Source organism: Serratia sp. Ser99, from assembly GCF_024519545.1.
In the GTDB taxonomy this organism is placed as follows: domain Bacteria; phylum Pseudomonadota; class Gammaproteobacteria; order Enterobacterales; family Enterobacteriaceae; genus Serratia; species Serratia liquefaciens.
Genome location: NZ_JALJRT010000003.1, coordinates 320,875 through 346,294, shown reverse-complemented (window position 1 = coordinate 346,294; position 25,420 = coordinate 320,875). Strand labels below are relative to the sequence as shown.

General features: G+C 56.5%; 26 protein-coding genes and 1 riboswitch. Of the genes, 23 read left to right on the top strand and 3 right to left on the bottom strand.

Annotation, left to right across the window (positions count from 1 at the left end):
* The first annotated feature begins 331 nt into the window (after positions 1 to 331).
* The 13 genes from leuS (at position 332) to lipA (ending at position 13,944) form a co-directional block, all read left to right on the top strand.
* Complete coding sequence (gene leuS, locus NR114_RS09340) at positions 332 to 2,914, top strand: leucine--tRNA ligase (protein WP_234530529.1); 2,583 nt, start codon at positions 332 to 334, stop codon at positions 2,912 to 2,914.
* A gap of 14 nt (positions 2,915 to 2,928) precedes the next feature.
* Complete coding sequence (gene lptE / locus NR114_RS09335) at positions 2,929 to 3,489, top strand: LPS assembly lipoprotein LptE (RefSeq protein ID WP_046374290.1); 561 nt, start codon at positions 2,929 to 2,931, stop codon at positions 3,487 to 3,489.
* Positions 3,486 to 4,520: a DNA polymerase III subunit delta gene (gene holA / locus NR114_RS09330; protein ID WP_234529973.1), complete on the top strand. Its 1,035-nt coding sequence runs from the start codon at positions 3,486 to 3,488 to the stop codon at positions 4,518 to 4,520. Before lptE ends, holA begins: the two co-directional genes overlap by 4 nt.
* Positions 4,510 to 5,172, top strand: coding sequence for a nicotinate-nucleotide adenylyltransferase (gene nadD, locus NR114_RS09325; RefSeq protein WP_048759491.1), 663 nt, complete (start codon positions 4,510 to 4,512; stop codon positions 5,170 to 5,172). The genes holA and nadD overlap by 11 nt, the downstream gene beginning before the upstream one ends.
* Positions 5,173 to 5,361: 189 nt before the next feature.
* Complete coding sequence (rsfS, locus tag NR114_RS09320; protein WP_020825618.1) at positions 5,362 to 5,679, top strand: ribosome silencing factor; 318 nt, start codon at positions 5,362 to 5,364, stop codon at positions 5,677 to 5,679.
* 3 nt (positions 5,680 to 5,682) lie between these two features.
* The gene (rlmH, locus tag NR114_RS09315; RefSeq protein WP_004949595.1) at positions 5,683 to 6,153 is read left to right on the top strand and encodes a 23S rRNA (pseudouridine(1915)-N(3))-methyltransferase RlmH; all 471 of its coding nucleotides are present in this window, start codon (positions 5,683 to 5,685) and stop codon (positions 6,151 to 6,153) included.
* Between the two features lie 38 nt (positions 6,154 to 6,191).
* Positions 6,192 to 8,087, top strand: a complete 1,896-nt coding sequence (mrdA, locus tag NR114_RS09310) for a peptidoglycan DD-transpeptidase MrdA (protein WP_115059646.1) — start codon at positions 6,192 to 6,194, stop codon at positions 8,085 to 8,087.
* A gap of 8 nt (positions 8,088 to 8,095) precedes the next feature.
* Positions 8,096 to 9,208 (top strand): peptidoglycan glycosyltransferase MrdB, encoded by a 1,113-nt coding sequence (mrdB, locus tag NR114_RS09305; protein WP_020825616.1) that lies wholly within the window; start codon positions 8,096 to 8,098, stop codon positions 9,206 to 9,208.
* 10 nt (positions 9,209 to 9,218) lie between these two features.
* A complete protein-coding gene (rlpA, locus tag NR114_RS09300) occupies positions 9,219 to 10,295 on the top strand; it encodes an endolytic peptidoglycan transglycosylase RlpA (RefSeq protein WP_130015899.1) in 1,077 nt (358 codons plus the stop codon).
* A gap of 177 nt (positions 10,296 to 10,472) precedes the next feature.
* The gene (gene dacA, locus NR114_RS09295) at positions 10,473 to 11,684 is read left to right on the top strand and encodes a D-alanyl-D-alanine carboxypeptidase DacA (protein WP_020825614.1); all 1,212 of its coding nucleotides are present in this window, start codon (positions 10,473 to 10,475) and stop codon (positions 11,682 to 11,684) included.
* Between the two features lie 111 nt (positions 11,685 to 11,795).
* A complete protein-coding gene (ybeD, locus tag NR114_RS09290) occupies positions 11,796 to 12,059 on the top strand; it encodes a DUF493 family protein YbeD (RefSeq protein WP_020825613.1) in 264 nt (87 codons plus the stop codon).
* 258 nt (positions 12,060 to 12,317) lie between these two features.
* On the top strand, positions 12,318 to 12,986 hold the full coding sequence (lipB, locus tag NR114_RS09285; protein ID WP_020825612.1) for a lipoyl(octanoyl) transferase LipB: 669 nt from the start codon (positions 12,318 to 12,320) through the stop codon (positions 12,984 to 12,986).
* Positions 12,979 to 13,944 (top strand): lipoyl synthase, encoded by a 966-nt coding sequence (gene lipA, locus NR114_RS09280; RefSeq protein ID WP_020825611.1) that lies wholly within the window; start codon positions 12,979 to 12,981, stop codon positions 13,942 to 13,944. Before lipB ends, lipA begins: the two co-directional genes overlap by 8 nt.
* A 95-nt stretch (positions 13,945 to 14,039) precedes the next feature.
* Here the strand turns inward: lipA and tatA are convergent, their stop codons facing one another.
* On the bottom strand, positions 14,040 to 14,249 hold the full coding sequence (gene tatA / locus NR114_RS09275; RefSeq protein ID WP_020825610.1) for a Sec-independent protein translocase subunit TatA: 210 nt from the start codon (positions 14,247 to 14,249) through the stop codon (positions 14,040 to 14,042).
* 218 nt (positions 14,250 to 14,467) lie between these two features.
* Between tatA and NR114_RS09270 the strand changes: the two genes are divergently transcribed.
* The 4 genes from NR114_RS09270 to NR114_RS09255 all read left to right on the top strand — a co-directional run bounded on the left by NR114_RS09270 (position 14,468) and on the right by NR114_RS09255 (position 18,241).
* The gene (locus NR114_RS09270; RefSeq protein ID WP_256814063.1) at positions 14,468 to 15,529 is read left to right on the top strand and encodes a diguanylate cyclase; all 1,062 of its coding nucleotides are present in this window, start codon (positions 14,468 to 14,470) and stop codon (positions 15,527 to 15,529) included.
* A 98-nt stretch (positions 15,530 to 15,627) separates the two neighbouring features.
* Positions 15,628 to 15,690: riboswitch (Fluoride riboswitch) on the top strand.
* Positions 15,691 to 15,766: 76 nt separating this feature from the next.
* The gene (crcB, locus tag NR114_RS09265) at positions 15,767 to 16,150 is read left to right on the top strand and encodes a fluoride efflux transporter CrcB (RefSeq protein WP_020825608.1); all 384 of its coding nucleotides are present in this window, start codon (positions 15,767 to 15,769) and stop codon (positions 16,148 to 16,150) included.
* 298 nt (positions 16,151 to 16,448) lie between these two features.
* Entirely contained in the window at positions 16,449 to 17,045 is a 597-nt protein-coding gene (locus tag NR114_RS09260) for a TetR/AcrR family transcriptional regulator (RefSeq protein ID WP_020825607.1), read from the top strand.
* 5 nt (positions 17,046 to 17,050) lie between these two features.
* Positions 17,051 to 18,241: a multidrug effflux MFS transporter gene (locus tag NR114_RS09255; protein WP_174573864.1), complete on the top strand. Its 1,191-nt coding sequence runs from the start codon at positions 17,051 to 17,053 to the stop codon at positions 18,239 to 18,241.
* A gap of 67 nt (positions 18,242 to 18,308) precedes the next feature.
* Here NR114_RS09255 and cspE read toward each other — a convergent pair whose 3' ends face one another.
* Positions 18,309 to 18,518 carry a transcription antiterminator/RNA stability regulator CspE gene (gene cspE, locus NR114_RS09250; RefSeq protein WP_002210315.1) on the bottom strand — a complete coding sequence of 70 codons (210 nt, stop codon included), beginning with the start codon at positions 18,516 to 18,518 and terminating at the stop codon, positions 18,309 to 18,311.
* A 346-nt stretch (positions 18,519 to 18,864) separates the two neighbouring features.
* Here cspE and NR114_RS09245 point away from each other — a divergent pair, with 346 nt between their 5' ends.
* The 6 genes from NR114_RS09245 (at position 18,865) to NR114_RS09220 (ending at position 24,812) form a co-directional block, all read left to right on the top strand.
* Positions 18,865 to 20,028, top strand: coding sequence for a M20 peptidase aminoacylase family protein (locus NR114_RS09245; RefSeq protein ID WP_046374297.1), 1,164 nt, complete (start codon positions 18,865 to 18,867; stop codon positions 20,026 to 20,028).
* 184 nt (positions 20,029 to 20,212) lie between these two features.
* On the top strand, positions 20,213 to 21,538 hold the full coding sequence (locus NR114_RS09240) for an LLM class flavin-dependent oxidoreductase (protein WP_020825604.1): 1,326 nt from the start codon (positions 20,213 to 20,215) through the stop codon (positions 21,536 to 21,538).
* Between the two features lie 29 nt (positions 21,539 to 21,567).
* The gene (locus tag NR114_RS09235) at positions 21,568 to 22,500 is read left to right on the top strand and encodes an ABC transporter substrate-binding protein (protein WP_046374298.1); all 933 of its coding nucleotides are present in this window, start codon (positions 21,568 to 21,570) and stop codon (positions 22,498 to 22,500) included.
* A 10-nt stretch (positions 22,501 to 22,510) separates the two neighbouring features.
* Complete coding sequence (locus NR114_RS09230) at positions 22,511 to 23,038, top strand: GNAT family N-acetyltransferase (RefSeq protein ID WP_046374299.1); 528 nt, start codon at positions 22,511 to 22,513, stop codon at positions 23,036 to 23,038.
* A gap of 49 nt (positions 23,039 to 23,087) precedes the next feature.
* Positions 23,088 to 23,975: an amino acid ABC transporter permease gene (locus NR114_RS09225; RefSeq protein WP_020825601.1), complete on the top strand. Its 888-nt coding sequence runs from the start codon at positions 23,088 to 23,090 to the stop codon at positions 23,973 to 23,975.
* 9 nt (positions 23,976 to 23,984) lie between these two features.
* Positions 23,985 to 24,812, top strand: a complete 828-nt coding sequence (locus NR114_RS09220; protein ID WP_020825600.1) for an amino acid ABC transporter ATP-binding protein — start codon at positions 23,985 to 23,987, stop codon at positions 24,810 to 24,812.
* Between the two features lie 30 nt (positions 24,813 to 24,842).
* Here the strand turns inward: NR114_RS09220 and NR114_RS09215 are convergent, their stop codons facing one another.
* Positions 24,843 to 25,352 carry a VOC family protein gene (locus tag NR114_RS09215; protein ID WP_187962434.1) on the bottom strand — a complete coding sequence of 170 codons (510 nt, stop codon included), beginning with the start codon at positions 25,350 to 25,352 and terminating at the stop codon, positions 24,843 to 24,845.
* Positions 25,353 to 25,420: the final 68 nt, after the last annotated feature.

Here is a 25,420-nt window from a genome sequence, read left to right as displayed (position 1 = left end):
TTTTAGCCGTAAATTGCTGATGTCACTTGGCAAGACATGGTTTCCTCAAGATGTGAGTCTTATCATGGCCGGTATTTTTTAAATACGTCGAGTCGGGCGCTTGGTGTTGTTGCCGGGAGGTCTTATCAGCTATGCTATGCGGATCTATAAGTACTCAACAGAATGCTACAGAAATCCCCCCGATAGGTTTCGAGTCACGGCCAGGCGGCCAGTACGTGAAACCCAAGAGCTTACAAAGGTAAGTGACTGGGTTGAGTGTACGCAGCCAACAACGCTGTGGCTTGAAAGATGAAGGGGGAGCTGTTTTACACCTACAGGACCACCAGCCGCCATGCAAGAGCAATACCGTCCAGAAGACATAGAATCGAACGTACAGCTTCACTGGGAAGAGAAGCAAACTTTCAAAGTTACCGAAGATGCGAGCAAGGAAAAGTATTACTGCCTATCCATGCTGCCGTACCCATCAGGCCGTCTGCACATGGGGCACGTTCGTAACTACACTATCGGCGACGTGATCTCGCGCTACCAGCGCATGCTAGGTAAAAACGTGCTACAGCCTATTGGCTGGGATGCGTTCGGCCTGCCGGCGGAAGGCGCTGCGGTTAAAAACAACACTGCACCGGCTCCGTGGACCTACGACAATATCGAATACATGAAGAACCAGCTGAAACTGCTGGGCTTCGGCTATGACTGGGATCGCGAGATCGCCACCTGCGATCCGGACTACTACCGTTGGGAACAGTGGTTCTTCACCAAGCTGTACGAAAAAGGCCTGGTCTACAAGAAGACTTCCGCGGTGAACTGGTGCCCGCACGATCTGACCGTGCTGGCCAACGAGCAGGTGATCGACGGCTGCTGCTGGCGCTGCGACACCAAGGTTGAGCGTAAAGAGATCCCACAGTGGTTTATCAAAATCACCGACTACGCCGATCAGCTGCTCAACGATCTGGACACGCTTGAAAGCTGGCCAGAACAGGTGAAAACCATGCAGCGCAACTGGATTGGCCGTTCCGAAGGGGTTGATATCACCTTTGACGTAGCGGGCAGCGATGAAAAGCTGACGGTTTACACCACCCGTCCTGACACCTTTATGGGCGCGACCTACGTGGCCGTAGCCGCAGGTCACCCATTGGCGCAGCAAGGCGCGGTGAACAACCCGGCGCTGGCTGAATTTATCGAAGAGTGCCGCAACACCAAAGTGGCCGAAGCCGAAATGGCGACGATGGAGAAAAAGGGCATGCCGACCGGCCTGTTCGCCATCCATCCGCTGTCCGGCGAGCAAGTGCCAATTTGGGTCGCCAACTTTGTGCTGATGGAATACGGTACCGGCGCGGTGATGGCGGTTCCGGCTCACGATCAGCGCGACTGGGAATTCGCCACCAAATACGGCCTGCCAATCAAACCGGTCGTTCTGGCCCTCGACGGCAGCCAGCCGGATGTACAAGCCGAAGCGATGATCGAGAAAGGCACGCTGTTCAACTCCGGCGAGTTTGACGGTCTGGATCACCAAGACGGTTTCAACGCCATTGCCGACAAACTGGTCGCCAAAGGCGTTGGTCAGCGCAAGGTTAACTACCGTCTGCGCGACTGGGGCGTTTCCCGCCAACGTTATTGGGGCGCACCAATCCCGATGGTCACGCTGGAAGACGGTACCGTGATGCCAACTCCAGAAGACCAGCTGCCGGTGATCCTGCCGGAAGACGTGGTGATGGACGGCATTACCAGCCCGATCAAAGCCGATCCCGAGTGGGCGAAAACCACCGTTAACGGCCAACCGGCGCTGCGCGAAACCGACACCTTCGACACCTTTATGGAATCGTCCTGGTACTACGCGCGCTATACCTGCCCGCAGTACGACCAGGGGATGCTGGATCCAGCCGCTGCCAACTACTGGCTGCCGGTCGATCAGTATGTCGGCGGCATCGAACACGCCATCATGCACCTGATGTATTTCCGCTTCTTCCACAAGCTGCTGCGTGACGCTGGCCTGGTCGACTCCGACGAGCCGGCAAAACGCCTGCTGTGCCAGGGCATGGTGCTGGCAGACGCCTTCTATTACACCGGCAACAGCGGCGAACGCGTCTGGGTTTCCCCGGTCGACGCCAACGTTGAACGTGATGACAAAGGCCGCATTATCAAAGCCACCGATCCACAAGGTCGTGAACTGGTCTATGCTGGCATGAGCAAAATGTCGAAGTCGAAAAACAACGGCATCGACCCGCAGGTGATGGTTGAGAAATACGGCGCAGATACCGTCCGTCTGTTCATGATGTTTGCTTCACCGGCAGAAATGACGCTGGAATGGCAGGAATCCGGCGTAGAAGGGGCAAACCGCTTCCTGAAACGCGTGTGGAAACTGGCCTACGAACACCTGGAAAAAGGCGCCGTTCAGCCGCTGAACGTGGCAACGCTGAGTGAAGATCAGAAAGCGCTGCGCCGCGATCTGCACAAAACCATTGCCAAAGTGACCGACGATATCGGCCGTCGTCAGACCTTCAACACCGCGATTGCCGCCGTGATGGAACTGATGAACAAGCTGGCCCGTGCACCGCAAGAGAGCGAGCAAGATCGCGCCCTGCTGCAGGAAGCGCTGTTGGCAGTCGTTCGCATGCTGTATCCGTTCACTCCGCACGTGTGCTTCTCACTGTGGCAGGCGCTGGGCGGTGAAGGCGATGTGGATACCGCAGCCTGGCCGCAAGCCGACGAGCAGGCCATGGTCGAAGACTCCAAGCTGGTGGTGGTGCAGGTCAACGGTAAGGTTCGCGCTAAAATCACCGTGGCTGCCGATGCAACCGAAGAGCAGGTACGTGCGCGTGCCGCTGAGGAGCATCTGGTCGCTAAATATCTGGACGGGGTCACGGTTCGTAAAGTGATCTATGTTCCGGGCAAATTGCTTAACCTGGTTGTGGGTTAACACAAGGAGGCGTTGTGCGACATCGTATTCTGACGTTGTTGCTGGGGTTGGCGGTGCTGGTCACCGCCGGCTGCGGTTTTCACCTGCGTGGTACCACGCAGGTCCCTTCGGAAATGAAGACGCTGCTGCTGGACAGCTCGGACCCTTATGGTCCGCTGACCCGCGCGGTGCGTGAGCAGTTACGTCTCAGCGACGTGACCATCGTCAAGGATGCCAAGCGTAAGGATCTCCCTTCCCTGCGCATCATTGGCGCCACGGAGAGCCAGGATACCGCCTCTATCTTCCAGGACGGTAAAACCGCTGAGTACCAAATGGTACTGACCGTTCAGGCACAGGTGCTGATCCCGGGTCACGATCTGTATCCGCTAAACGTTAAAGTTTTCCGTTCGTTCTTCGATAACCCGTTGACCGCATTGGCAAAAGATTCCGAACAGGAAATTATTCGCCAGGAAATGCGCGAGCAGGCCGCCCAACAGCTGGTACGTAAGCTGCTGACGGTGCACGCTGCGGAAGAAGAAACCCAACAGAAAGCCGCTGCCGCCGGTGAAAAAGCGGCCAGTCGCGTAGATCAATGATTCGTATTTACCCTGAACAACTTGCCGCGCAGCTCCGAGAGGGGCTGCGCGCTTGTTATTTATTGACTGGCAACGAGCCGCTGCTGCTGCAGGAAAGCCAGGATCTGATCCGCCACGCGGCCCAAGAGCAGCAGTTCACCGAGCATTACAGCATTTCGCTCGACGCCCATACCGATTGGGATGCCATCTTCAGCATCTGTCAGGCCATGAGCCTGTTCGCCAGCCGTCAGACGCTGCTGCTGATCTTCCCTGAGAACGGGCCGACGGCACCGATCGGCGAACAGCTGATCAAACTGGCCGCACTGCTGCATGACGACATTTTGCTGATGCTGCGTGGGCCACGCCTGACCAAAGCGCAAGAAAACAGTGCCTGGTTCAAGGCGCTCAGCCCGCACGGCGCTTACGTCAGTTGCCAGACGCCGGAACAGGCGCAGCTCCCCCGCTGGGTCGCTCAACGAGCCAAAACCCTGAAGCTGGAACTGGACGACGCGGCAAACCAACTGCTGTGTTACTGCTACGAAGGCAACCTGCTGGCGCTGTCGCAGGCGCTGGAGCGGCTGTCGTTGCTGCATCCGGATGGCAAACTCACGCTGCCGCGCGTTGAACTGGCCGTGAACGATGCCGCCCACTTCACGCCATTCCACTGGCTGGACGCCCTGTTGGCCGGAAAAAGCAAACGCGCCTGGCATATCCTGCAGCAGATGCAGCAGGAAGATGTCGAGCCGGTGATCCTGCTGCGAACCCTGCAACGGGAACTGCTGCAGTTGCTCAACCTGCAACGCCGCATGGCGACAGTGCCTTTGCGTACGCTATTCGATCAATACAAGGTTTGGCAAAACCGCCGTAACCTGGTAACTCAGGCATTGCAACGGCTGTCCGGCGCCCAGCTGCGGCAAGCGGTTCATCTGCTGACGCAGATAGAAATCACCCTTAAGCAGGATTACGGCCAGTCGGTCTGGTCTGAATTGGAAACCCTGTCGATGCTGCTGTGCGGCAAACCTCTGGCCACGAGTTTTTCAGATGTCCACTAATCCGCAAGGCACTCCCGTTCTGCACGCCCTGTTTGGCGGCACCTTCGACCCTATCCATTACGGCCATCTGCGGCCGGTGGAAGCGCTGGCCGCAGAGGTTGGTCTGAACCGGGTCACGCTGCTGCCGAACCATGTTCCGCCGCACCGCCCTCAGCCCGAAGCGAACGCTCAGCAACGGTTGAAAATGGTGGAATTGGCCATTGCCGGTAACCCGCTGTTTGCGGTTGACGATCGTGAACTGCATCGCACCACCCCTTCCTATACCATCGAGACGCTGGAAGCCATTCGTAAAGAACGTGGCGCCGCCTTGCCTCTGGCGTTTATCATTGGCCAGGACTCGCTGTTGACGCTGCACAAATGGCACCGCTGGCAGTCGCTGCTGGATACCTGTCATCTGCTGGTGCTCGCTCGCCCTGGGTACAACGATCGCATGGATACGCCTGAGCTACAGCAGTGGCTGGAGCAACATCAGGTGAGCGATCCCGCCCAGCTCAGCCGGCATCCTCACGGATTTATTTATCTGGCCGATACGCCACAGCTGGAGATTTCGGCCACGGAAATTCGTCAGCGCCGCCATCAGGGACTCAACTGTGACGACCTGTTGCCGCGTTCAGTACAGCGCTATATCGAGTTACAGGGTTTATATCGCTAGCAACAGCCGCGTGATATACTGCGCCGCTATTTTTCAGGTATTCGCTGAAAACCCCGGAATCCTTAGCTGGCCGGGCAGTCACCAGCTGGCTTTCAGCGGCATCCTGCCGACTTATCATTGATTCAGGCCGCAAAACGGGCAAGTTGCCCGCCGCAGTCGAATGAACAGAACACACCCGAGGGGGAACCTTTGCAAGGTAAAGCGCTCCAAGATTTCGTCATCGATAAAATTGATGACCTGAAAGGCCAAGACATTATCGCTCTGGATGTACAAGACAAATCCAGCATCACCGATTGCATGATCATCTGCACCGGGACCTCTACCCGTCACGTGATGTCGATCGCCAACCACCTGGTGCAGGAAGCCCGCACCGCCGGTATGGAACTGTTCGGCATGAAAGGCCAGGAAGCCTCCGACTGGATCGTTGTCGACCTGGGTGACGTGATCGTTCACGTGATGCAGGAAGAGAGCCGTCAGTTGTACGAGCTGGAAAAACTCTGGAGCTAAGCGGTGAAACTGCAACTGGTAGCCGTCGGCACTAAAATGCCAGACTGGGTGCAGACCGGCTTTATGGATTATCTGCACCGCTTTCCGAAAGACATGCCGTTTGAGCTGACCGAAATCCCGGCGGGCAAGCGCGGCAAGAATGCCGATATCAAACGCATTCTGGAAAAGGAAGGCGAGCAGATGCTGGCTGCGGTAGGCAAAGGCAATCGCATTGTCACGCTGGATATTCCCGGTACGCCGTGGGAAACGCCGCAGTTGGCGCAACAACTCGAACGCTGGAAGCAGGACGGCCGCAACGTCAGCCTGCTGATTGGCGGCCCGGAAGGGCTGGCCCCGGCGTGTAAGGCCGCCGCCGAACAGAGTTGGTCGCTCTCACCGTTGACATTACCGCATCCTTTAGTGCGCGTGCTGGTGGCTGAAAGCCTCTATCGCGCCTGGAGCATTACAACAAATCATCCTTACCACCGGGAATAACCGGTGGTAATAGTGACAGAGTGAAATAAAGCAGCGGGATGAAAATAGAACGTAACCCTTTTCGCGACTATACGGCCGAATCCGCCCTGTTTGTACGCCGCGCCCTGGTGGCGTTCTTGGTCATCCTGGTGCTGACCGGCACCCTCATCGCCAATCTGTATAACCTGCAAATCGTCCGCTTTGAGGATTACCGCACCCGCTCCAACGAAAACCGCATCAAACTGGTGCCGATCGCGCCCAGCCGCGGCATTATTTACGATCGCAACGGCACTCCGCTGGCGCTCAACCGCACCATCTACCAACTGGAGTTGATGCCGGAAAAGGTCGATGACCTGAAAGCCACGCTACAGGCGCTGCGTTCAGTGGTCGATTTGACCGATGATGACATCACCAACTTCGAAAAAGAGCGCAAGCGCTCGCGCCGTTTCGTCTCTATCCCGGTGAAAACCGCCCTGAGTGAAGTGCAGGTGGCGCGTTTTGCGGTTAACCAGTTCCGCTTCCCCGGCGTAGAGGTCAAAGGCTACCAGCGTCGCTATTACCCTTATGGTTCCGCCCTGACCCATGTGATCGGCTACGTGTCGAAGATCAACGACCGTGACGTCGAACGCCTGGATAAAGACGGCAAGCTGGCCAACTACGCTGCGACGCATGACATCGGCAAGCTGGGCATCGAACGCTATTACGAAGAAACCCTGCATGGCAAAACCGGCTACGAAGAGGTTGAAGTCAACAACCGTGGCCGGGTGATCCGCCAATTGCATGAGCAACCGCCTTCCGCCGGCAAAGACGTCTATCTGACGCTGGATCTCAACCTGCAGCGCTATATCGAGCAGCTGCTGGTGGGCAGCCGTGCGGCAGTGGTGGTGAGCGATCCGCGCACCGGCGGCATTCTGGCTATGGTGTCCAACCCCAGCTATGACCCGAACCTGTTCGTCGACGGCATCTCCAGCAAGGATTATCAGGGGCTGCTCAACGATCCGAACCGGCCGCTAATCAACCGTGCCACGCAAGGGCTCTACCCACCCGCCTCCACGGTGAAGCCGTATATTTCCGTTTCGGCGCTCAGCGCCGGGGTGATCACCAAGAACACCGTCGTCTTCGATCCCGGCTGGTGGCAATTGCCCGGCTCGGAAAAACGCTTCCGCGACTGGAAAAAATGGGGCCACGGCCGCCTGAACGTCACCAAAGCGTTGGAAGAGTCCGCGGATACCTTCTTCTATCAGGTCGCTTACGACATGGGCATCGATCGCCTTTCAACCTGGCTGACCAAGTTCGGTTACGGCGAATATACCGGCATCGATCTGTCAGAAGAGCGTTCCGGCCTGATGCCGACTCGTGACTGGAAATTCAAGCGCTATAAAAAACCCTGGTATCAGGGCGACACCATTCCGGTAGGTATCGGCCAGGGTTATTGGACGGCGACGCCGATCCAGATGGCCAAGGCGCTGACCACCCTGATTAACGACGGCAACGTCAAAACGCCGCACCTGCTGCAGAGCACCCGTATCAATGGCGTGCTGGTGCCTTTCCAGCAGGAAGAGAGCACGCAGATCGGCGATATTCATTCCGGCTTCTGGGAAATTGCCAAAGACGGCATGTATGGCGTGGCCAACCGCCCAAATGGGACGGCACGCAAGTACTTTGCAGGTACGCCATACAAAGCCGCGGCGAAATCGGGGACCGCGCAGGTATTCGGTTACGAAACCTATAACGCCCACAAACTCGCAGAGCACCTGCGTGACCACAAACTGATGACGGCCTTCGCTCCCTTCGATAATCCGACGGTTTCGGTCGCCATCATTCTGGAAAACGGCGGTGCCGGTCCAGCGGTCGGGACGATCACTCGTCAGATCCTCGACCATATCTTGCTGGGCGACAACAATACGCAATTACCGGACGCGGCTCCGCTGCCGCCTGGTGTAGAAGGTGATTAAGGTAGAACATGACTGAAAGCCAACAAAAAGCGTCGATCTGGACCAAAATCCATATCGACCCCACATTCCTGCTGTTAATTCTGGCCCTGCTGGTCTACAGCGCTTTCGTGATGTGGAGCGCCAGCGGCCAGGACATCGGCATGATGGAGCGCAAGATCGGCCAGATTGTCATGGGGTTGATCGTCATGGCCGTCATGGCGCAAATCCCGCCGCGGGTCTATGAAAGCTGGGCACCGTATCTGTATATTTTCTGCGTGATACTGCTGATTTTGGTAGACGCTTTCGGCCAGATCAGTAAAGGCGCCCAGCGCTGGCTGGATCTCGGCTTCGTGCGTTTCCAGCCGTCAGAGATCGCCAAAATCGCGGTACCGCTGATGGTAGCGCGCTTTATGAACCGCGACGTCTGCCCCCCTTCTTTGAAGAATACGGCGATTGCGCTGGTACTGATTTTCCTGCCTACGCTGCTGGTTGCCGCACAGCCGGATTTGGGTACCTCGATTCTGATCGCCGCCTCCGGCCTGTTCGTGCTATTCCTGTCCGGCATGAGCTGGAAGCTGATCGCCGTAGCCGCCGTGCTGCTGGCGGCCTTTATCCCGGTGCTGTGGTTCTTCCTGATGCACGGCTATCAGCGCGACCGCGTTATGATGCTGCTCGATCCGGAAACCGACCCCCTTGGCGCCGGCTACCACATTATTCAGTCGAAAATTGCCATCGGCTCAGGCGGTCTGTCCGGTAAAGGCTGGCTGCATGGTACTCAGTCACAGCTGGAATTTCTGCCGGAACGCCACACCGACTTTATCTTTGCGGTGCTGGCCGAGGAGCTGGGGCTGGTCGGGGTACTGGTGCTGCTGGCGCTATACCTGCTGGTGATCATCCGCGGTTTGATGATCGCCGCCAAGGCGCAAACCACCTTCGGCCGAGTGATGGTCGGCGGGCTGATGCTGATTTTGTTCGTTTATGTGTTTGTTAACATTGGTATGGTCAGTGGTATTTTACCGGTAGTTGGCGTACCTTTGCCTCTGGTCAGTTACGGGGGTTCGGCGCTGATTGTGCTTATGGCTGGGTTCGGCATTATCATGTCGATCCACACGCATCGGAAAATGATGTCTAAAAGTTTATAAGAGGTGAGTAATGCGTAAGGAATGGCTTTGGGTCGGCGTAGTCGCGGTATTGCTTTCCGCCTGTACCGCCCCGACCACGGAACAGCAAGCGCCGCCGCAGCAGCCGTATAACGGACCGGTGGTGGAAATCGGTGGCGTTGAGCCTCAATATGAACCCTATAACCCTAATAACCTGCAGGATTATAAGGTTAATGGCGACACTTACCGCATTGTAAAAGATCCTCAGAACTTCTCGCAGACCGGTCTGGCCAGTTCCTATGGCGAAGAAGCCAGGGGGAATACCACCGCGCTGGGGGAACAGTTTGATCCTAACGGCCTGACCGCCGCACACCCGACGCTGCCGATCCCAAGCTACGTACGCGTGACCAACCTGGCCAACGGTCGCCAGCTGGTAGTGCGCGTTAACGATCGCGGGCCTTACACCAAAGGTCGCATCATCGATTTGTCGCGAGCCGTCGCCGATCGTCTGAACCTGTCCAACAACACCAAGGTCAAGGTTGATTTCATCAACGTTGCCCCGGATGGCACCCTCAGTGGCCCTGGCACCATCGGCACTACCGTCGCCAAACAAAGCTATGCCCTGCCCGCTCGCCCGGATCTGGGCTCCAGCAGCATGGGAACTCCCATTCAACAGGACGTCCCAGTGGCCAGCGGTGCCGCCGTGCGCCCGATTGACAACAGCAGCCTGAACACCGGCGACGCGGCTCCGGCAAGCAGCGCCGGCAATAGCCGCAGCGGCTTCCTCGGCGCGCCAAGCGCCGTACCGGCCGGCGTGTTGGAAGGCTCAGAGCCTGAACCCGTCGCCATTGCCGCACCGGTCGCCGCGACCGCCGCCGTTGCAGCAAGCAGCGCCTCTTCAACAGGCGGCTATGTGGTGCAGGTCGGCGCGCTGAGCAGTGCCGAGCGCGCGCAAAGCTGGCAGCAAAGCCTGAGCCAAAAATTCGGTGTACCGGGTAAAGTTGCCGCCAACGGCAGCGTCTACCGCGTACAGCTCGGCCCGTTCAGCGATCGTCAGCAAGCGGCTCAGCTGCAGCAGCGCCTGGCCACTGAAGCGCAGCAACAATCTTTTGTCACTGCCGCACCCTAAACATAGACCGGCGGGCAATCGCGACCGATAAGCTGATTTTTAGCTGAAACATTTTCTTTCAGCAAAAGCTTGTAAAGCGTGATAAGTCAGAGGATTGACTAATGCCTGCCAGGATCTCATCTGTTATAGTGTGGCTCGTTTTTTAACTTTACCCTCATGGATGTTGTAGTCTCGATCATGAAACAAGTAACTTCTTTTCGCTTAATCAAGAGCATAGCGCTCGGCACCGTTATCGCGATGAGTGCAACCACCGTTGCGCATGCCGATGACGTTAATATCAAGACCATGATCCCAGGCGTGCCGCAGATCGATGCGGAATCCTACGTCCTGATTGATTACAATTCCGGTAAAGTTTTGGCGGAAATGAACGCCGATGCGCGCCGTGACCCTGCCAGCCTGACAAAAATGATGACCAGCTACGTCATCGGTCAAGCGCTGAAAGCAGGCAAAATCGGCCAGGAAGATCTGGTGACCGTAGGTCAAGACGCCTGGGCAACCGGCAACCCGGTATTCAAAGGGTCTTCCCTGATGTTCCTCAAGCCTGGCGACCGCGTACCGGTCTCCAAGCTGACCCGCGGCATCAACCTGCAGTCAGGTAACGACGCCTGCGTGGCCATGGCCGACTACGTGGCCGGCAGCCAGGACGCATTCGTTAACCTGATGAACACCTACGTCAGCAAGCTGGGCCTGCAGAACACCCACTTCCAAACGGTACACGGCCTGGACGCACAGGGTCAGTACAGCTCCGCACGCGATATGGCGTTGATCGGCCAGGCGCTGATCCGCGACGTGCCGGACGAATACGCTATTTATAAAGAAAAAGAGTTCACCTTCAACAATATCCGCCAGATGAACCGTAACGGTCTGCTGTGGGATACCAGCCTGAACGTGGACGGCATCAAAACCGGCCATACCGACGCCGCGGGCTATAACCTGGTGGCTTCTGCGACCGAAGGCCAGATGCGTCTGATCTCCGCAGTGCTGGGCGGTCGTACTTACAAGGGCCGCGAAACCGAGAGCAAGAAACTGCTGACCTGGGGCTTCCGCTTCTTCGAAACCGTTGCGCCACTGAAAGTAGGCAAAGAGTTTGCGTCTGAGCCAGTCTGGTTCGGCGATGCAGATCGCGTTGAGTTGGGCGTAGACAAAGACGTTTACCTGACCATCCCACGCGGCCGCATGAAAGATCTTAAAGCCAGCTACGTGCTGAACACCCCGGAAATTCATGCGCCACTGGCTAAAAACCAGGTTGTCGGCAGCATCAACTTCCAGCTGGACGGTAAAACCATCGACCAGCGTCCGCTGGTAGTGATGAACGAAGTGAAAGAAGGCGGTTTCTTCAGCCGTATCGTCGATTACATCAAACTGATGTTCCACCACTGGTTCGGTTAACAGTTGAAATGGGCAAAATTGCCCCCATATACTGATTAACATTAACTCCCGCTCCGGCGGGAGTTATAATTTATAGACTCGCTATATCGATAGCCGCACTCTGGAGCGCACATGAAAACTAAACTGAACGAACTGCTCGAATTCCCTTGCTCATTTACCTACAAGGTAATGGGCCTGGCACAACCCGAGCTGGTAGACCAGGTGGTTGAAGTGGTGCAGCGCCACGCTCCTGGGGACTATAACCCGCAGGTTAAACCTAGCAGCAAAGGCAATTACCACTCCGTGTCCATCACCATCAATGCCACCCATATTGACCAGGTGGAAACCTTATATGATGAGTTGGGCAACCTTGAAATTGTCCGCATGGTGCTGTAATTCCAGCACAATCCTCTGCTTTTCAACCCGGGCCAGAGCATCCTCTGCCCGGGTTGCGCATTTTGGGTCAGCTATCCCAAAATGATTGGAGCTGCATCAAGGCGGCAAGCGGCCGAATACCGCTGAGCTTACTTAAGTAAGTGATTCGGGTGAGAAATCGTGGCCAACACAGAGGCAGCTTCAAGCATGAAGGGTATAAATGCTGGTCGCGGGCCAGAGCGCCCGGTATAATGGCTTTACCACTTCTGTAACCTGACGATGACTCTTTTGCAACCAGACAAGATCATTTTGCGTCAGCTGGGGTTGCAGCCCTACGAGCCTGTATCCCAAGCCATGCACAACTTCACCGATCGCCGAACCGAAGCCACGCCCGATGAGCTGTGGTTGGTTCAGCATCAGCCCGTATTTACTCAGGGCCAGGCCGGTAAAGCGGAGCATCTGTTAATGCCGGGTGACATTCCGGTGATCCAGAGCGATCGCGGTGGCCAGGTAACCTACCACGGGCCGGGGCAACAGGTGATGTACGTGATGGTCGATCTGAAACGCAGCAAGGTTGGCGTTCGCCAACTGGTCACGGCTATCGAAGATACCGTTATTAATACCCTCGCCCACTTTCACATTGAATCGCGTGCCCGTCCGGATGCGCCCGGTGTTTACGTGGGGGAGCAAAAGATCTGTTCGTTGGGTTTGCGGATCCGCAAAGGCAGTTCATTCCACGGCCTGGCCCTGAATGTGGCCATGGATCTCACCCCTTTCCAGCGTATCAACCCTTGCGGTTACGCCGGCATGCAGATGGCGCAGGTCAGCGCGCTGGCGCCCGGCGTCGGCATAGAAGACGTACACCCCGTCCTGGTACAGGAATTTGTTCATTTACTCGGCTACCCGAAGGTCGAGCTTCGTAACTGGAACCTGCACGATTATGAGTAAACCAATTCAGATGGAACGCGGCGTCAAATACCGCGATGCAGACAAAATGGCGTTGATCCCGATTAAAACGGTGGTCACCGAACGGCAGGAGCTGTTGCGTAAACCCGAGTGGATGAAAATCAAACTCCCTGCCGACTCTACGCGCATTCAGGGCATTAAAGCCGCAATGCGTAAAAACGGTCTGCATTCGGTGTGCGAAGAAGCTTCCTGCCCGAACCTGTCTGAGTGTTTCAACCACGGCACCGCGACCTTTATGATCCTGGGCGCAATCTGTACCCGTCGCTGCCCGTTCTGCGACGTAGCCCACGGTCGTCCAGTAGCCCCGGATGCCAACGAGCCGGAGAAACTGGCTCAGACCATCGCCGATATGGGCCTGCGCTATGTGGTGATCACCTCGGTTGACCGCGACGACCTGCGTGACGGCGGTGCCCAGCACTTTGCCGACTGCATCGCTGCCATCCGCGCGAAAAACCCAACCATCAAGATTGAAACCCTGGTGCCTGACTTCCGCGGCCGTATGGATCGCGCACTGGAGATTCTGACCGAAACGCCGCCGGATGTGTTTAACCACAATCTGGAAAACGTGCCGCGTGTTTATCGCCAGGTGCGTCCGGGCGCTAACTACGAGTGGTCACTGAAGCTGCTGGAGCGGTTCAAGGAAGCGCATCCGCATATCCCAACCAAGTCTGGCCTGATGGTCGGCCTGGGGGAAACCAATGCGGAAATCGTTGAGGTCATGCGCGATCTGCGTCGCCATGGCGTCACCATGTTGACCTTGGGCCAGTATTTGCAGCCAAGCCGTCATCACCTGCCGGTGCAGCGTTACGTCAGCCCTGCCGAATTCGATGAAATGAAAGAAGAAGCGATGGCAATGGGCTTTACCCATGCAGCCTGCGGTCCGTTTGTTCGTTCCTCCTACCATGCCGATTTGCAGGCAAAAGGGATGGAAGTGAAGTAATCGTAGCAATGATTTGTTACGTTTCCCCCTGCGGAAACGGCAAAAAACGGATGTCCTCGCGGCATCCGTTTTTTATTGCCTGGCAGAAAGCGTGATTAAACGTCTTTCTTTTCGACGCTCTGCGGGTTGGCCTGGCTTTCTGCGGTGTTGGCTGGCGGTGGGGTGGTATCGTCGCCCACGGCCTTTTTAAAGCCCTTCAGCGCCGCACCTAAATCCGCGCCCAACGTGCGCAGTTTGCTGGTACCGAACAGCAAGATGATCAACACCGCAATCACCAGAAGTTTGGTAATACTGATCCCTTCCATACTCACCTTCTTATTCATATAGCGCTGCGAATGCAGCGAGAAAACAAACCTTGCCTGCGGGTATTTACCTACTTTCTCCGGAGCAAGACAACAGCAACATGTAACAGAGTGAGATCCCCACCACGGCTCGATTTTATCCGCACTGGGCGTTAATCAGACTATTCTGAGTTTAGAAGCCGCGTGGTACGCTGTCACCCTGCTCATCATGGAGTTGCCGGATGTACAAGCCATCAGTCATAGATACCCGAAAATCCGGCCTTAGCTTTGCCAGACGCACCTATCTGCCGCGCATCGTCGGCCTGGGCATAGGTTCTCTGTGCGTATTTTCAGTTTTCTACACCCAAAACACCGCCCCATGGTTGTGGGTCCTGCTGATTTTGCACGGCTTTATCTGGCCACACCTCGCCTATCAATGGGCACGACGTTCCTCCCAGCCGTTCAAGGCCGAAATCCGTAACCTGCTGGTCGATTCGTTTTTCGGCGGCCTGTGGGTGGCGATGATGGCCTTCAACGCCTTGCCGTCGGTGGTAATCTTATCGATGATGGGAATGAACAACATAGCCGCTGCGGGTAAACCGCTGTTCTTCAAAGGCCTGGCGGCACAACTGGCTGGCGCTCTGACGATCGGCGCCCTGATGGGCTTTCCCTTTCAGCCGGAAAGTACGGCGTCGCAGGTCTACCTGTGCCTGCCAATGATCTACCTCTATCCGATACTGCTGGGGTTAGTCACCTACCGCACCGCCAAACGGCTGGCGGAAAAGAAACAGGAGCTGCTGCGCATCAGCATGCGTGACGGGCTTACCGGGTTGTACAACCGCCGCCACTGGGAGCATTTGCTGCATCATCAATTTGACAGCTGTCGCCGTTATCAGCACACCGCAACCCTGATCCTGATGGATATCGATCGCTTTAAAACCATCAACGACACCTTCGGCCACGCGTTGGGGGACGAAGCGCTGGCAGTGCTGGCGGAAGAACTGTTAATTGGTCTGCGCGCCGTAGATATTGTCGGACGCTACGGCGGCGACGAATTTGGCGCAGTGCTGCCCAACACCAGCGCCGAGCAGGCCAGCATTGCGTTATTGCGCATTCAGGAACGGCTCAATGAGGTCATTTTTCGCGAAGCCCCGCAACTGCGGCTCAACATCAGCGCCGGCATTGCGGATTATCACGGCGAGATGAGCGGCTATCTGGACTGGCTGAAAGCCGCAGACAATGCGTTGTACCGCGCCAAGAACAACGGCCGCAATCGCCTGGAGCTGGCCGTACCCGGCCATTGACGCCCAGAGTGACGACTTCCGTTTTTTCTGTCACTTTTGCTACTACAAAACGGGCTGCGCTGGGTGTAACATCCCCTATGCACAGCCAAACAGCCGTGCCGAACGACGGAGATGACATTCCTCCATAACCGCCCTCACAGGCTGATGATGTCTACGTAACCTCTCAGAGGGGTGCGTAGCGTTACGCCTGAACCTTTCTGAGTTTTATTTCCCCTTGAATGAAAGGTAGTTTCGACCATGTTGAGTTCTTTACTGGCAGTTTTTATTGGCGGTGGTGTCGGCAGCGTGCTGCGCTGGGCCATAAGCATGAAGATGAACCCGCTCAATGCGCACATCCCGCTGGGTACGCTGGCGGTGAACCTGCTGGGCGGTTTTATCATCGGCCTGGCTATGGCGATATTCACCCGGATGACACACCTGGATCCGACCTGGAAACTGCTGATCACCACCGGTTTTTGCGGCGGCCTGACCACCTTTTCCACCTTTTCTCTGGAAGTGGTGTATTTGCTGCAGGATGGTCGTTTCGCCTGGGCGTTGGGCAATATGCTGCTCAACCTGGCGGGATCGCTGGCGATGACCCTGTTGGCGTTTATGCTGGTCATCTGGGTCAACGGGCAATAAGTGATTTCGCTGCCTTAATGTTTCCTTAATCTCCCGTGCGCATAATCTCATCCAGTCACCCCAACTGGATGAGAACTCAGATGCCAAGCCTGCCAAGAACCGTCACTGAAGTTGCCGCAACCCTGCTGTGCCTGCTGGTTGTTGTCGCCTTTATCAAGGTATATCTGTTCGCCTAAACCGCAGCGCTTCCCCACCTTTACCCTTGCCCTATTGCCTATTGCCGTTGTTGCATTACAATTGAGAATGAACGTTCACACCCAGAAGATGAACAACACATTTCTTGGCAAAGGATCGGGACATGATATCCACCAGCGACAGCAAGCAGGCTAAAGTACAGGCCCGCCGCGATCAGATTGTCGACGCCGCAAAACTCTGCTTTCGCCAGCACGGTTTCCACGCCGCCAGTATGGCGGAAATCGCGCATGCCTCGCAGCTGAGCGTTGGCCAGATCTACCGCTATTTCGACAATAAAGACGCCATCATCGAAGAGATCGTCAACCGCATCATCGCCAGTAAAATGCGCCGCCTGGAAGATCTCGGCGACCATATCAACCTGATCGCCGGCACTCTGGCGGCACGCAGCCTGTTTCAGCAGCCGGGCGAAACTGAAACCGATCACATGCTGATGCTGGAAGTGACCGCTGAAGCCACCCGTAACCCGACGGTGGCGAAAATGCTCAGCGATGCGGAAACGCGCTTGTTTCATCATGTTTGCCAAAGCCTGCGTCGGCTCTACCCGTATTTCAGCGAGCAGGAAATTGCCGCCAGGGTGGAATTTATTGCCGTATTAAGCGAAGGCACCGGCTATCGCATACTCACCACACAAAAAGCCGACGTCAGCTTGCTGAACGGCTTATACCAACAAGCTATCTCTCACCTGTTCAGGAAACCTTAATCCTTATGACCAGACCATTAGCCAGACAACGTCTGGTGTACGCGCTCGTGCTTGGCCTGCTCGCCTCACTGGGGCCGCTGTGTATCGATCTCTACCTGCCCGCCCTGCCGGAGATGGCCGGAGAGCTGAATACCTCTACCGCCACGGCACAGCTCAGCCTGACCGCCGGCCTGCTGGGGTTAGGCGTCGGCCAACTGATTTTCGGCCCTTACAGCGACAAGCTCGGCCGTATGCGTCCGCTGCTGGTGTCGTTAACGCTGCTGCTGTTCGCGTCACTGTGGTGCGCGTTGGCGCCGAATATCGACCAGTTGCTGATTGCCCGCCTGTTGCAAGGGCTGGCCGGTGCCGGTGGTGCAGTCATTTCGCGCGCTATAGCCCGCGATCTCTATTCCGGGCATGAACTGACACGCTTCTTCGCCCTGCTGATGTTGGTTAACGGCCTGGCGCCGATCGTTGCGCCAGTGCTGGGGGGAGCCATGCTGCAGTTCATGGACTGGCGAGGAATTTTCGGCGTACTGGCAGGTATCGCAGTGCTGCTGTTTACGCTAGCCAGTCTGAAGCTCAGCGAGTCACTGCCCGCGGAACGTCGCAGCCAGGGCGGGATTTTGGCGATGTTGCAGTCGCTGGGCGGCTTGCTGACCCAACGCCAATTTATGGGCCTGTGTCTGACGCAAGGTTTCGTCATGGCCGGGATGTTCGCCTACATCGGCGCCTCTCCTTTCGTGCTGCAACAGATTTACGGCCTCAGCCCGCAGATGTTCAGCCTGTGCTTCGCCATCAACGGCGTCGGGCTGATTATTTCGGCGCAAATCTCCAGTCGCCTGAGCATACATTGGGGAGAAAGAAAGGTGCTGAAAGGCGGCTTAACGCTGGCTGCGGTTTCCTCGCTGCTGCTGTTGCTGGCTGCCAGCCTGCACGCCCCGCTGGTGCTATTGCTGGTGCCGCTGTTCTTCTCGGTAGCGGTGATCGGCATCGTGGGCCCTACGGCGTCATCTTTGGCGATGCAAAGCCAAGGGGACAAAGCCGGCAGCGCCTCCGCATTGATTGGCGTGAGCATGTTTGCTCTGGGTGCCTGCAGCGTGCCGCTTACCGGCCTGGGCGGTACCTCCAGCGTGTCGATGGCGCTAACCATCGTCGGCTGTTATGCCATCGCCATCGTGCTGTTTAAGCTGCTGGTACGTAAACCGCAGGCGTAAATCGTCGTAAAAAGGCAATAAAAAACCCGCTCTGAGAGCGGGTTTTAAGAATTTCGGCTACTGTAGCTTAGATAGCGATAACGTTAGCAGCAGATGGCCCTTTGGCACCGTTCGTGATTTCAAATTCTACACGCTGGCCTTCAGCAAGAGTTTTGAAACCATTGCTAGCGATGGCAGAGAAGTGAACGAAAACGTCCTTGCTACCATCTTCCGGAGTAATGAAGCCGAAGCCTTTGGATTCATTAAACCACTTAACGCTACCTTTAATCTTAGACATCAAACTTACCTTTAACGTGAATGTAAGACACAAAACGTGTGTCCAGTACAGTACAGCAATTAGACGGGATTTTGTCCACAACCTGGATCACATAAAAACGATAAAAAGTGAAAAAATCCGTCTCCGACGCTGTAAACCGCCTCCCCCCTTGGCCATTGCCGCCACGGGCAGTCCAATCCTCTCTAAACCCCAGCGAACAGCGGTCGAACGCCTGTTTGATGGGACGTCAACGCGTATTGACGGCGTGATGCAGACACAATCGCTATGAAATATAACCATATAGTCTTTTTGCTTCCGGCCGCGCTGCACTAGGGTTAAAACTTGTTAACCACTGTGAGCCAAGACTATGACCAGCCAACTGGCCGAAAAAATCATCGCCTATCGCCGTGAACTGCATCAGAACCCTGAGCTGTCCAACCATGAGTTTGCCACGACCGCCCGCCTCACCCGTTGGCTGGAAGAGGCCGGTATCCGTATTTTGCCGCTCGGGCTGAAGACTGGCGTAGTGGCCGAAATCGGCAGTGGCAAGGGGCCGATCATTGCGCTGCGTGGCGATATTGACGCCTTGCCGATCGAAGAAATTTCCGGCGTGCCGTTCAGCTCGCAAAACAGCGGCGTGATGCACGCCTGCGGACATGATTTTCACACGTCGGTCATGCTCGGCGCCGCGCACTTGTTGAAAGCGCGTGAGGCGACTCTGCCCGGTACGGTGCGTATTTTCTTCCAGCCAGCAGAAGAAACCTTCAACGGTGCCCAACACCTGATCGACGCCGGTGCGCTGGATAACGTGGCGGCAGTCTTCGGCTTACATAACGCGCCAGAGTTACCGACCGGCACCTTTGCCACCCGAGCAGGCCCGTTTTACGCCAACGTCGATCGTTTCCAAATTCTGATCACCGGCAAGGGCGCGCACGCTGCCAAGCCGGAGCAAGGGATCGACACCATTGTCACCGCCAGCCAGATCGTTACCGCATTGCAAACCCTGCCCAGCCGCAGCTTCAGTTCGCTGGAATCCCTGGTGGTAAGCGTCACGCGTATCGAGGGCGGCAATACCTGGAACGTTCTGCCGCAGACCGTAGAGCTGGAGGGCACGGTGCGCACCCACAGTGATGCGGTTCGCCGTCAGGTACCGGATAAAATCCGCCAGGTGATTAACGGCGTGGCCGCCTCGCTTGGCGCAGAAGCAGAATTGCGTTGGCAGGCCGGGCCACCAGCGGTCATCAACGACCCACGCTGGGCAGCGTTCAGCAAAACCGTCGCGGCCGAAGCGGGTTACCGGGTGGAAGAAGCCGAGTTACAAATGGGTGGCGAAGACTTCGCGCTTTATCTGCATCATGTCCCGGGCGTGTTCGTCAGCATCGGTTCGGCAAGCGAGTTCGGCCTGCACCATCCGCGTTTCAATCCGGATGAACAGGCGATTTTCCCCGCTTCGCAATATTTCGAACTGTTGGCGGAGCGCACGCTGCAACAATTAACCACGGTGCCGGAAAAAGCCACCAGCAACGTGTAAACCTGTCTGGTTATTATTTCGCGGCGTAGAGTATTCTGCGCTGCGATTTATTATTTCCCTCACCGTTATATTTGCTATTTTCAACATTTGAATATGCTGTTTTGTTGTTTTACATCCTGATGACGCTAATCAATAGTGGAGCTCTAAAGAGAGCGCCACACCGGCATTTAACAGGGTGAAAGCAATGAGCAACAGTGCGAATAATCAACGGCAATTGCGTCTTGGCGCCATTTTGCATGGCGCGTCGGGAAATATGTCTGCCTGGCGGCATCCGGATGCCACCGCCGACGCCAGTATTAATCTCGATTTTAATATTGCCACGGCGAAAAAAGCCGAACAGGGTAAATTGGATTTCGTGTTTGTTGCAGACGGCTTATATATCAATGAGAAGTCCATCCCGCACTTTCTCAATCGTTTTGAACCGCTAACCCTGCTTGCCGCCCTGTCCGCAGCGACCGACAAAATCGGCCTGGTGGGCACATTATCCACCTCCTACAGCGATCCCTTTACCGTGGCTCGCCAGTTCGCCAGCCTCGATCACCTGAGCAAAGGCCGGGCGGGCTGGAACGTTGTCACCTCGCCACTGGAAGGATCCGCGAAAAATTTCTCGCGCGCCGAACATCCGGAACACAGCCTGCGTTACCGCATTGCCAGCGAATACCTCGACGTAACCAAAGGGCTGTGGGACTCGTGGGAAGCCGACGCCTTCGTGCGCAACAAGCAGAGCGGCGAATTTTTCAGTGCCGGAAAACTGCATACCCTAAACCATCAGGGAGAGTTCTTCTCTGTTCAGGGGCCACTGAATATTGGCCGTACGCCGCAGGGCCGTCCGATCCTGTTCCAGGCGGGCGCTTCGGAAGACGGCAAGCAATTGGCGGCCAAACACGCCGATGCCATCTTCACTCATCATGAATCGCAACAACAGGCGCAAGCATTTTATCAGGACGTCAAAAAACAGTTGGTGGAACAAGGGCGCGAACCGGATGACCTGCGGATCTTCCAGGGCGTCAGCGTGATCGTCGGTGACGATAATGAAGACGTGGAGCGTCAGTATTGGGAAACCGCGCGCCTGGTCAGCATCGAAAATGCGCTCAATTATCTGGGCCGCTACTTTGAGCATTATGACTTTTCGCGTCACCCGCTGGATGAACCCTTCCCAGATATTGGCGACCTGGGGCAAAACAGCTTTCGCAGCACCACCGACGCCATCAAACGCAACGCCCGTGAGCGCAATCTGACGCTGCGTGAAGTGGCGCTGGAGGCGGCCTCACCACGTCCGGTATTCGGCGGTACGCCGGAAGCGGTGGCCGACGGCCTGCAAAACTGGTTCGACACCCAGGCCGCCGACGGTTTCATCATCAGCGGCGGTACGCCAAATTCATTCAGCCACTTTGTCGACCGCGTAGTGCCCATTTTGCAACAACGCGGCCTGTTCCGCAGTGATTACAACGGCGACACGCTGCGCGATCACCTTGGCCTGAAGCAGCCACTGAACCAATTTACCCAATAACAATAATATTATTTTCAGGGATAGCTGCTATGCGAAATACCTTTACCGTCACCGCCGTTGCCGCACTCCTGGCTTCGTTAAGCCTGGCCGGCACGGCGCTGGCAGCCGGCACCGGCATCGATTTAAAAGCCAATGAAACCCGCATTCACGTGGCTAAAAACCCGCAGGCGATCGCCAAACTGCCGCAAGGTTTCCATTTCGTGCAACCGGGCAAGTTCACCGTGGCGATTGCCGCGCTCAATACCCCGCCGCTGGCGCTGTTCGCCTCGGACAATAAAACGTTGATTGGCAGCGAATCCGACATCGCACAGTTGGTCGCCGACAGTCTGGGCCTGGAACTGAACGTGGTGCAAACCTCGTGGGAGGACTGGCCGCTGGGCGTCGCCTCTGGCAAATACGACGCCGCCATCACCAACGTCACCGTGACCAAAGAGCGTAAGACACGCTTTGATTTCGCCACCTATCGCATCGATTCCCTCGGCTTCTACGTGAAATCGAACGGCAAGATCACTTCGATTAAAGAGGCCAAAGACATCGCCGGGTTGAAGATCATCGTCGGCTCAGGCACCAACCAGGAAGCTATCCTGCTGGACTGGGACAAACAGAACCAACAACAAGGGCTGAAACCGCTGCAGCCTGTCTACGTCACCGATGATGCCGCCGCCACACTGGCTCTCCAGTCCGGCCGCGCCGACGCTTATTTCGGTCCCAATGTGATGGGTGCCTACAAGGCTGCGCTCAATGGCCGTACCAAACTGGCGGGCACGGTAGACGGCGGCTGGCCAAAAGTGGCGCACATTGCCGTCACCACCAAAAAAGGCAATGGCCTGGTGTACGCAGTGAACGAAGCGCTGAACGGGGTGATCCAGGGGGGGCAATACGATCAGGTATTGAATCGTTGGGGTGAGAGCGTCGAACGCATTTCGCACTCGGAGATCAACCCACAGGGCTTGGGCGATTAGGAGCATACAGATGGCAAATGACGTTTTTATCCAAACGCTGCCGGACGATCCGCTGATCGAACCGGTGATCGCAGGACTGTTCGACGAGTACCGCCGACGCTACGGCAACTATTTTGGTGACCAGGAGCAGGAAACGCTGGATCTGTACGCCCCACCGCAGGGCGCCTTTATCGTGCTGCTGCGGGCCGGAGAGCCCATCGCCATGGGGGCTTTCAAACGCTACGATCCGCAAACTGCCGAACTCAAGCGTATCTGGACCCGAACAGACCTGCGCCGACAGGGGCTGGCGCAGCGGGTATTGCAACAGTTGGAAACGCTGGCGCTGGAACAGGGTTATCGTCAGCTCTATCTGACCACCGGCTTTCGCCAGCCGGAGGCCGTGGGTCTGTATTTGAGCAACGGCTATCAGCCACAGTTCGATCCCAGCGTCGACAGTGAGGTCTACAGCCGCCCACCCTACGACGGCCGACTGCCGTTTCGCAAAAGCCTGACAACAGCGGACGCACTCTGTTGCGCGCCGGAAAGGAAGATTGCCTAGGGGGAAGCCCCCTTCTTAACCCTTTTTTATCTGTTTCAGGAGATCTGCAATGTCCAAACAAGAAGTGTTAAAAGTGGTTCCCGCACGCTACCCGCTACGGCTGGTGGGCGCGCTGTTTTCAGTCTTTATTCTGGCGGCCATCGTCCAGTCGGTGGCGGCTAACGAACGTTGGGAATGGGGCGTGTTCGCCGAGTGGTTCTTTGCACCGGCGGTGCTGTCGGGGTTGGGGCAGACCCTGCTGCTGACGCTGCTTGGCACCCTGTTCAGCATCATCTTCGGCACCCTGCTGGCGCTGGCGCGGCTGTCACGCTCTTATCTGCTGGCCTCGCTGGCGTGGGGGTATATCTGGCTGTTCCGCTCACTGCCGCTGATTCTGGTGCTGATTATTTTGTATAACTTTTCATACCTGTACGATGCGATTTCGTTAGGTATTCCCTTTACTTCGGTGGTGTTCGCCAGCTATCCGACCATCGATATTCTCAGCCAGTTCTCCGTGGCGGTGCTGGGGCTGACGCTGGTGCAATCGGCCTATACCGCAGAAATCATCCGCGGCGGCATTCTCGGCGTGGAATACGGCCAGCATGAGGCCGCGGCGGCGCTTGGCCTGCCGGGTTATCGGCGCACCTTTCGTATCATTCTGCCGCAGGCGCTGCGCTCCATCGTTCCGACCGGTTTCAACGAAATCATCAGCCTGGCGAAAGGCACTTCCATCGTTTACGTATTGGCGCTGCCTGAGCTGTTTTACACCATTCAGGTGATCTATAACCGCACTCAGCAGGTGATCCCACTGCTGATGGTCGCCACGATTTGGTACCTGTTCATCACCACCGCACTGTCGGTCATTCAGTATTACATTGAGCGCTATTTCGCCCGGGGCGCGGTCCGCGAACTGCCGCCAACGCCATGGCAGAAACTGGCCGGCTGGTTAAAACGTTAGGAGGATCCCATGTCTGAAGCCATTGATTATTATGCCCTGCGCGAAGCGCCGGTGCGCAACATTGTCCCGGTACCGGCCCGCGGCCTGATTGAGATCAGCAACGTGAGCAAATATTTCGGCAAGCATAAAGCGCTGGACGACGTCAGCCTGACGCTGCAGCCGGGAACCGTCACGGTCATTCTTGGTCCCTCAGGTTCCGGCAAGTCCACCCTGCTGCGGGCCATCAATCATCTCGAGCGCGTCGACGAAGGCTTTATCCGTATCGACGGCGACTACGTCGGCTACCGACGCAAGGGTGACAAGCTGTATGAGCTGAAAGAAAACGCCATTCTCAAGCAGCGCATCAACGTTGGCTATGTGTTCCAGAACTTCAACCTGTTCCCTCACCTGACGGTCCTGGAAAACATCGTTGAAGCGCCGGTGGTACATAAGATTTACTCGCGAGCCCAGGCCAAAGAGGTCGCTTATCAACTGTTGGATACCGTCGGCCTGCGGCACAAGGCGGATGCCTACCCGCGTCACCTGTCCGGTGGTCAGCAACAGCGTATCGCCATTGCTCGTGCTCTGGCGCTGAATCCAAAGGTGATTTTGTTCGATGAACCGACTTCGGCGCTGGATCCTGAACTGGTTGGTGAAGTGTTGGACGTCATCAAAGGGCTGGCGGATCTGGGAGTTACGCTGGTGGTGGTAACCCATGAAATTGGCTTTGCGCGCGAAGCGGCGGATCAGATTGTCTTTATGGTCGATGGGCAAATCGTCGAACAGGGGAATGCGCGACAGGTACTGAACCATCCACAGCATCACCGCACCGTCAACTTTCTCAATAAGGTTCTGTAACTGCAGGGCGCCCAACGGCGCCCCGTTCTATCATGCCTGCGCGAAACGGCGTTTTTCGGCGACGAAATCCAGCGGTTTGATGCCGCGCTGGTTGCGATCTTCTTCTGTCTGCAACGCCGACGGAATAAACCAGGTCACTTCAAACAACAGCCCATCCGGATCGTGACCGTAAATGCTCTTGTGCACGCCATGGTCTTCCTCCAGCCCAAGAATGCCTCGCTGCGCCAATTGATCGCGAATGCGCTCCAGTTCTTCCAGGCTATCGACTTCCCAGGCCAGATGATACAACCCGGCCGGAGGTTCGTTTTCCGCCGGCGGCTCGCCGTTGGCGCGAAAAACACCGGCCCGCTGCTGCCCCAGGTTCTTGCTGAACAGCGCCAAATCGTGATCATTATCCGAATCGGCCGCCTGGGTAAACACCGCTTTATCGGGGCTGCCTGAAGGTTTGAGCTTGAATCCCAGCACCTGATGATAAAAGTCCGCGCTGTGCTGCACGTCACTGACATACAACACCGCGTGGTTAAGCCGTTTAATTCCCATCGATTTTCCCTTTCAGAAATGAATAAAGTCAGGCTGAAAATAGCATGCGGCCACCACGCGGCTAAATG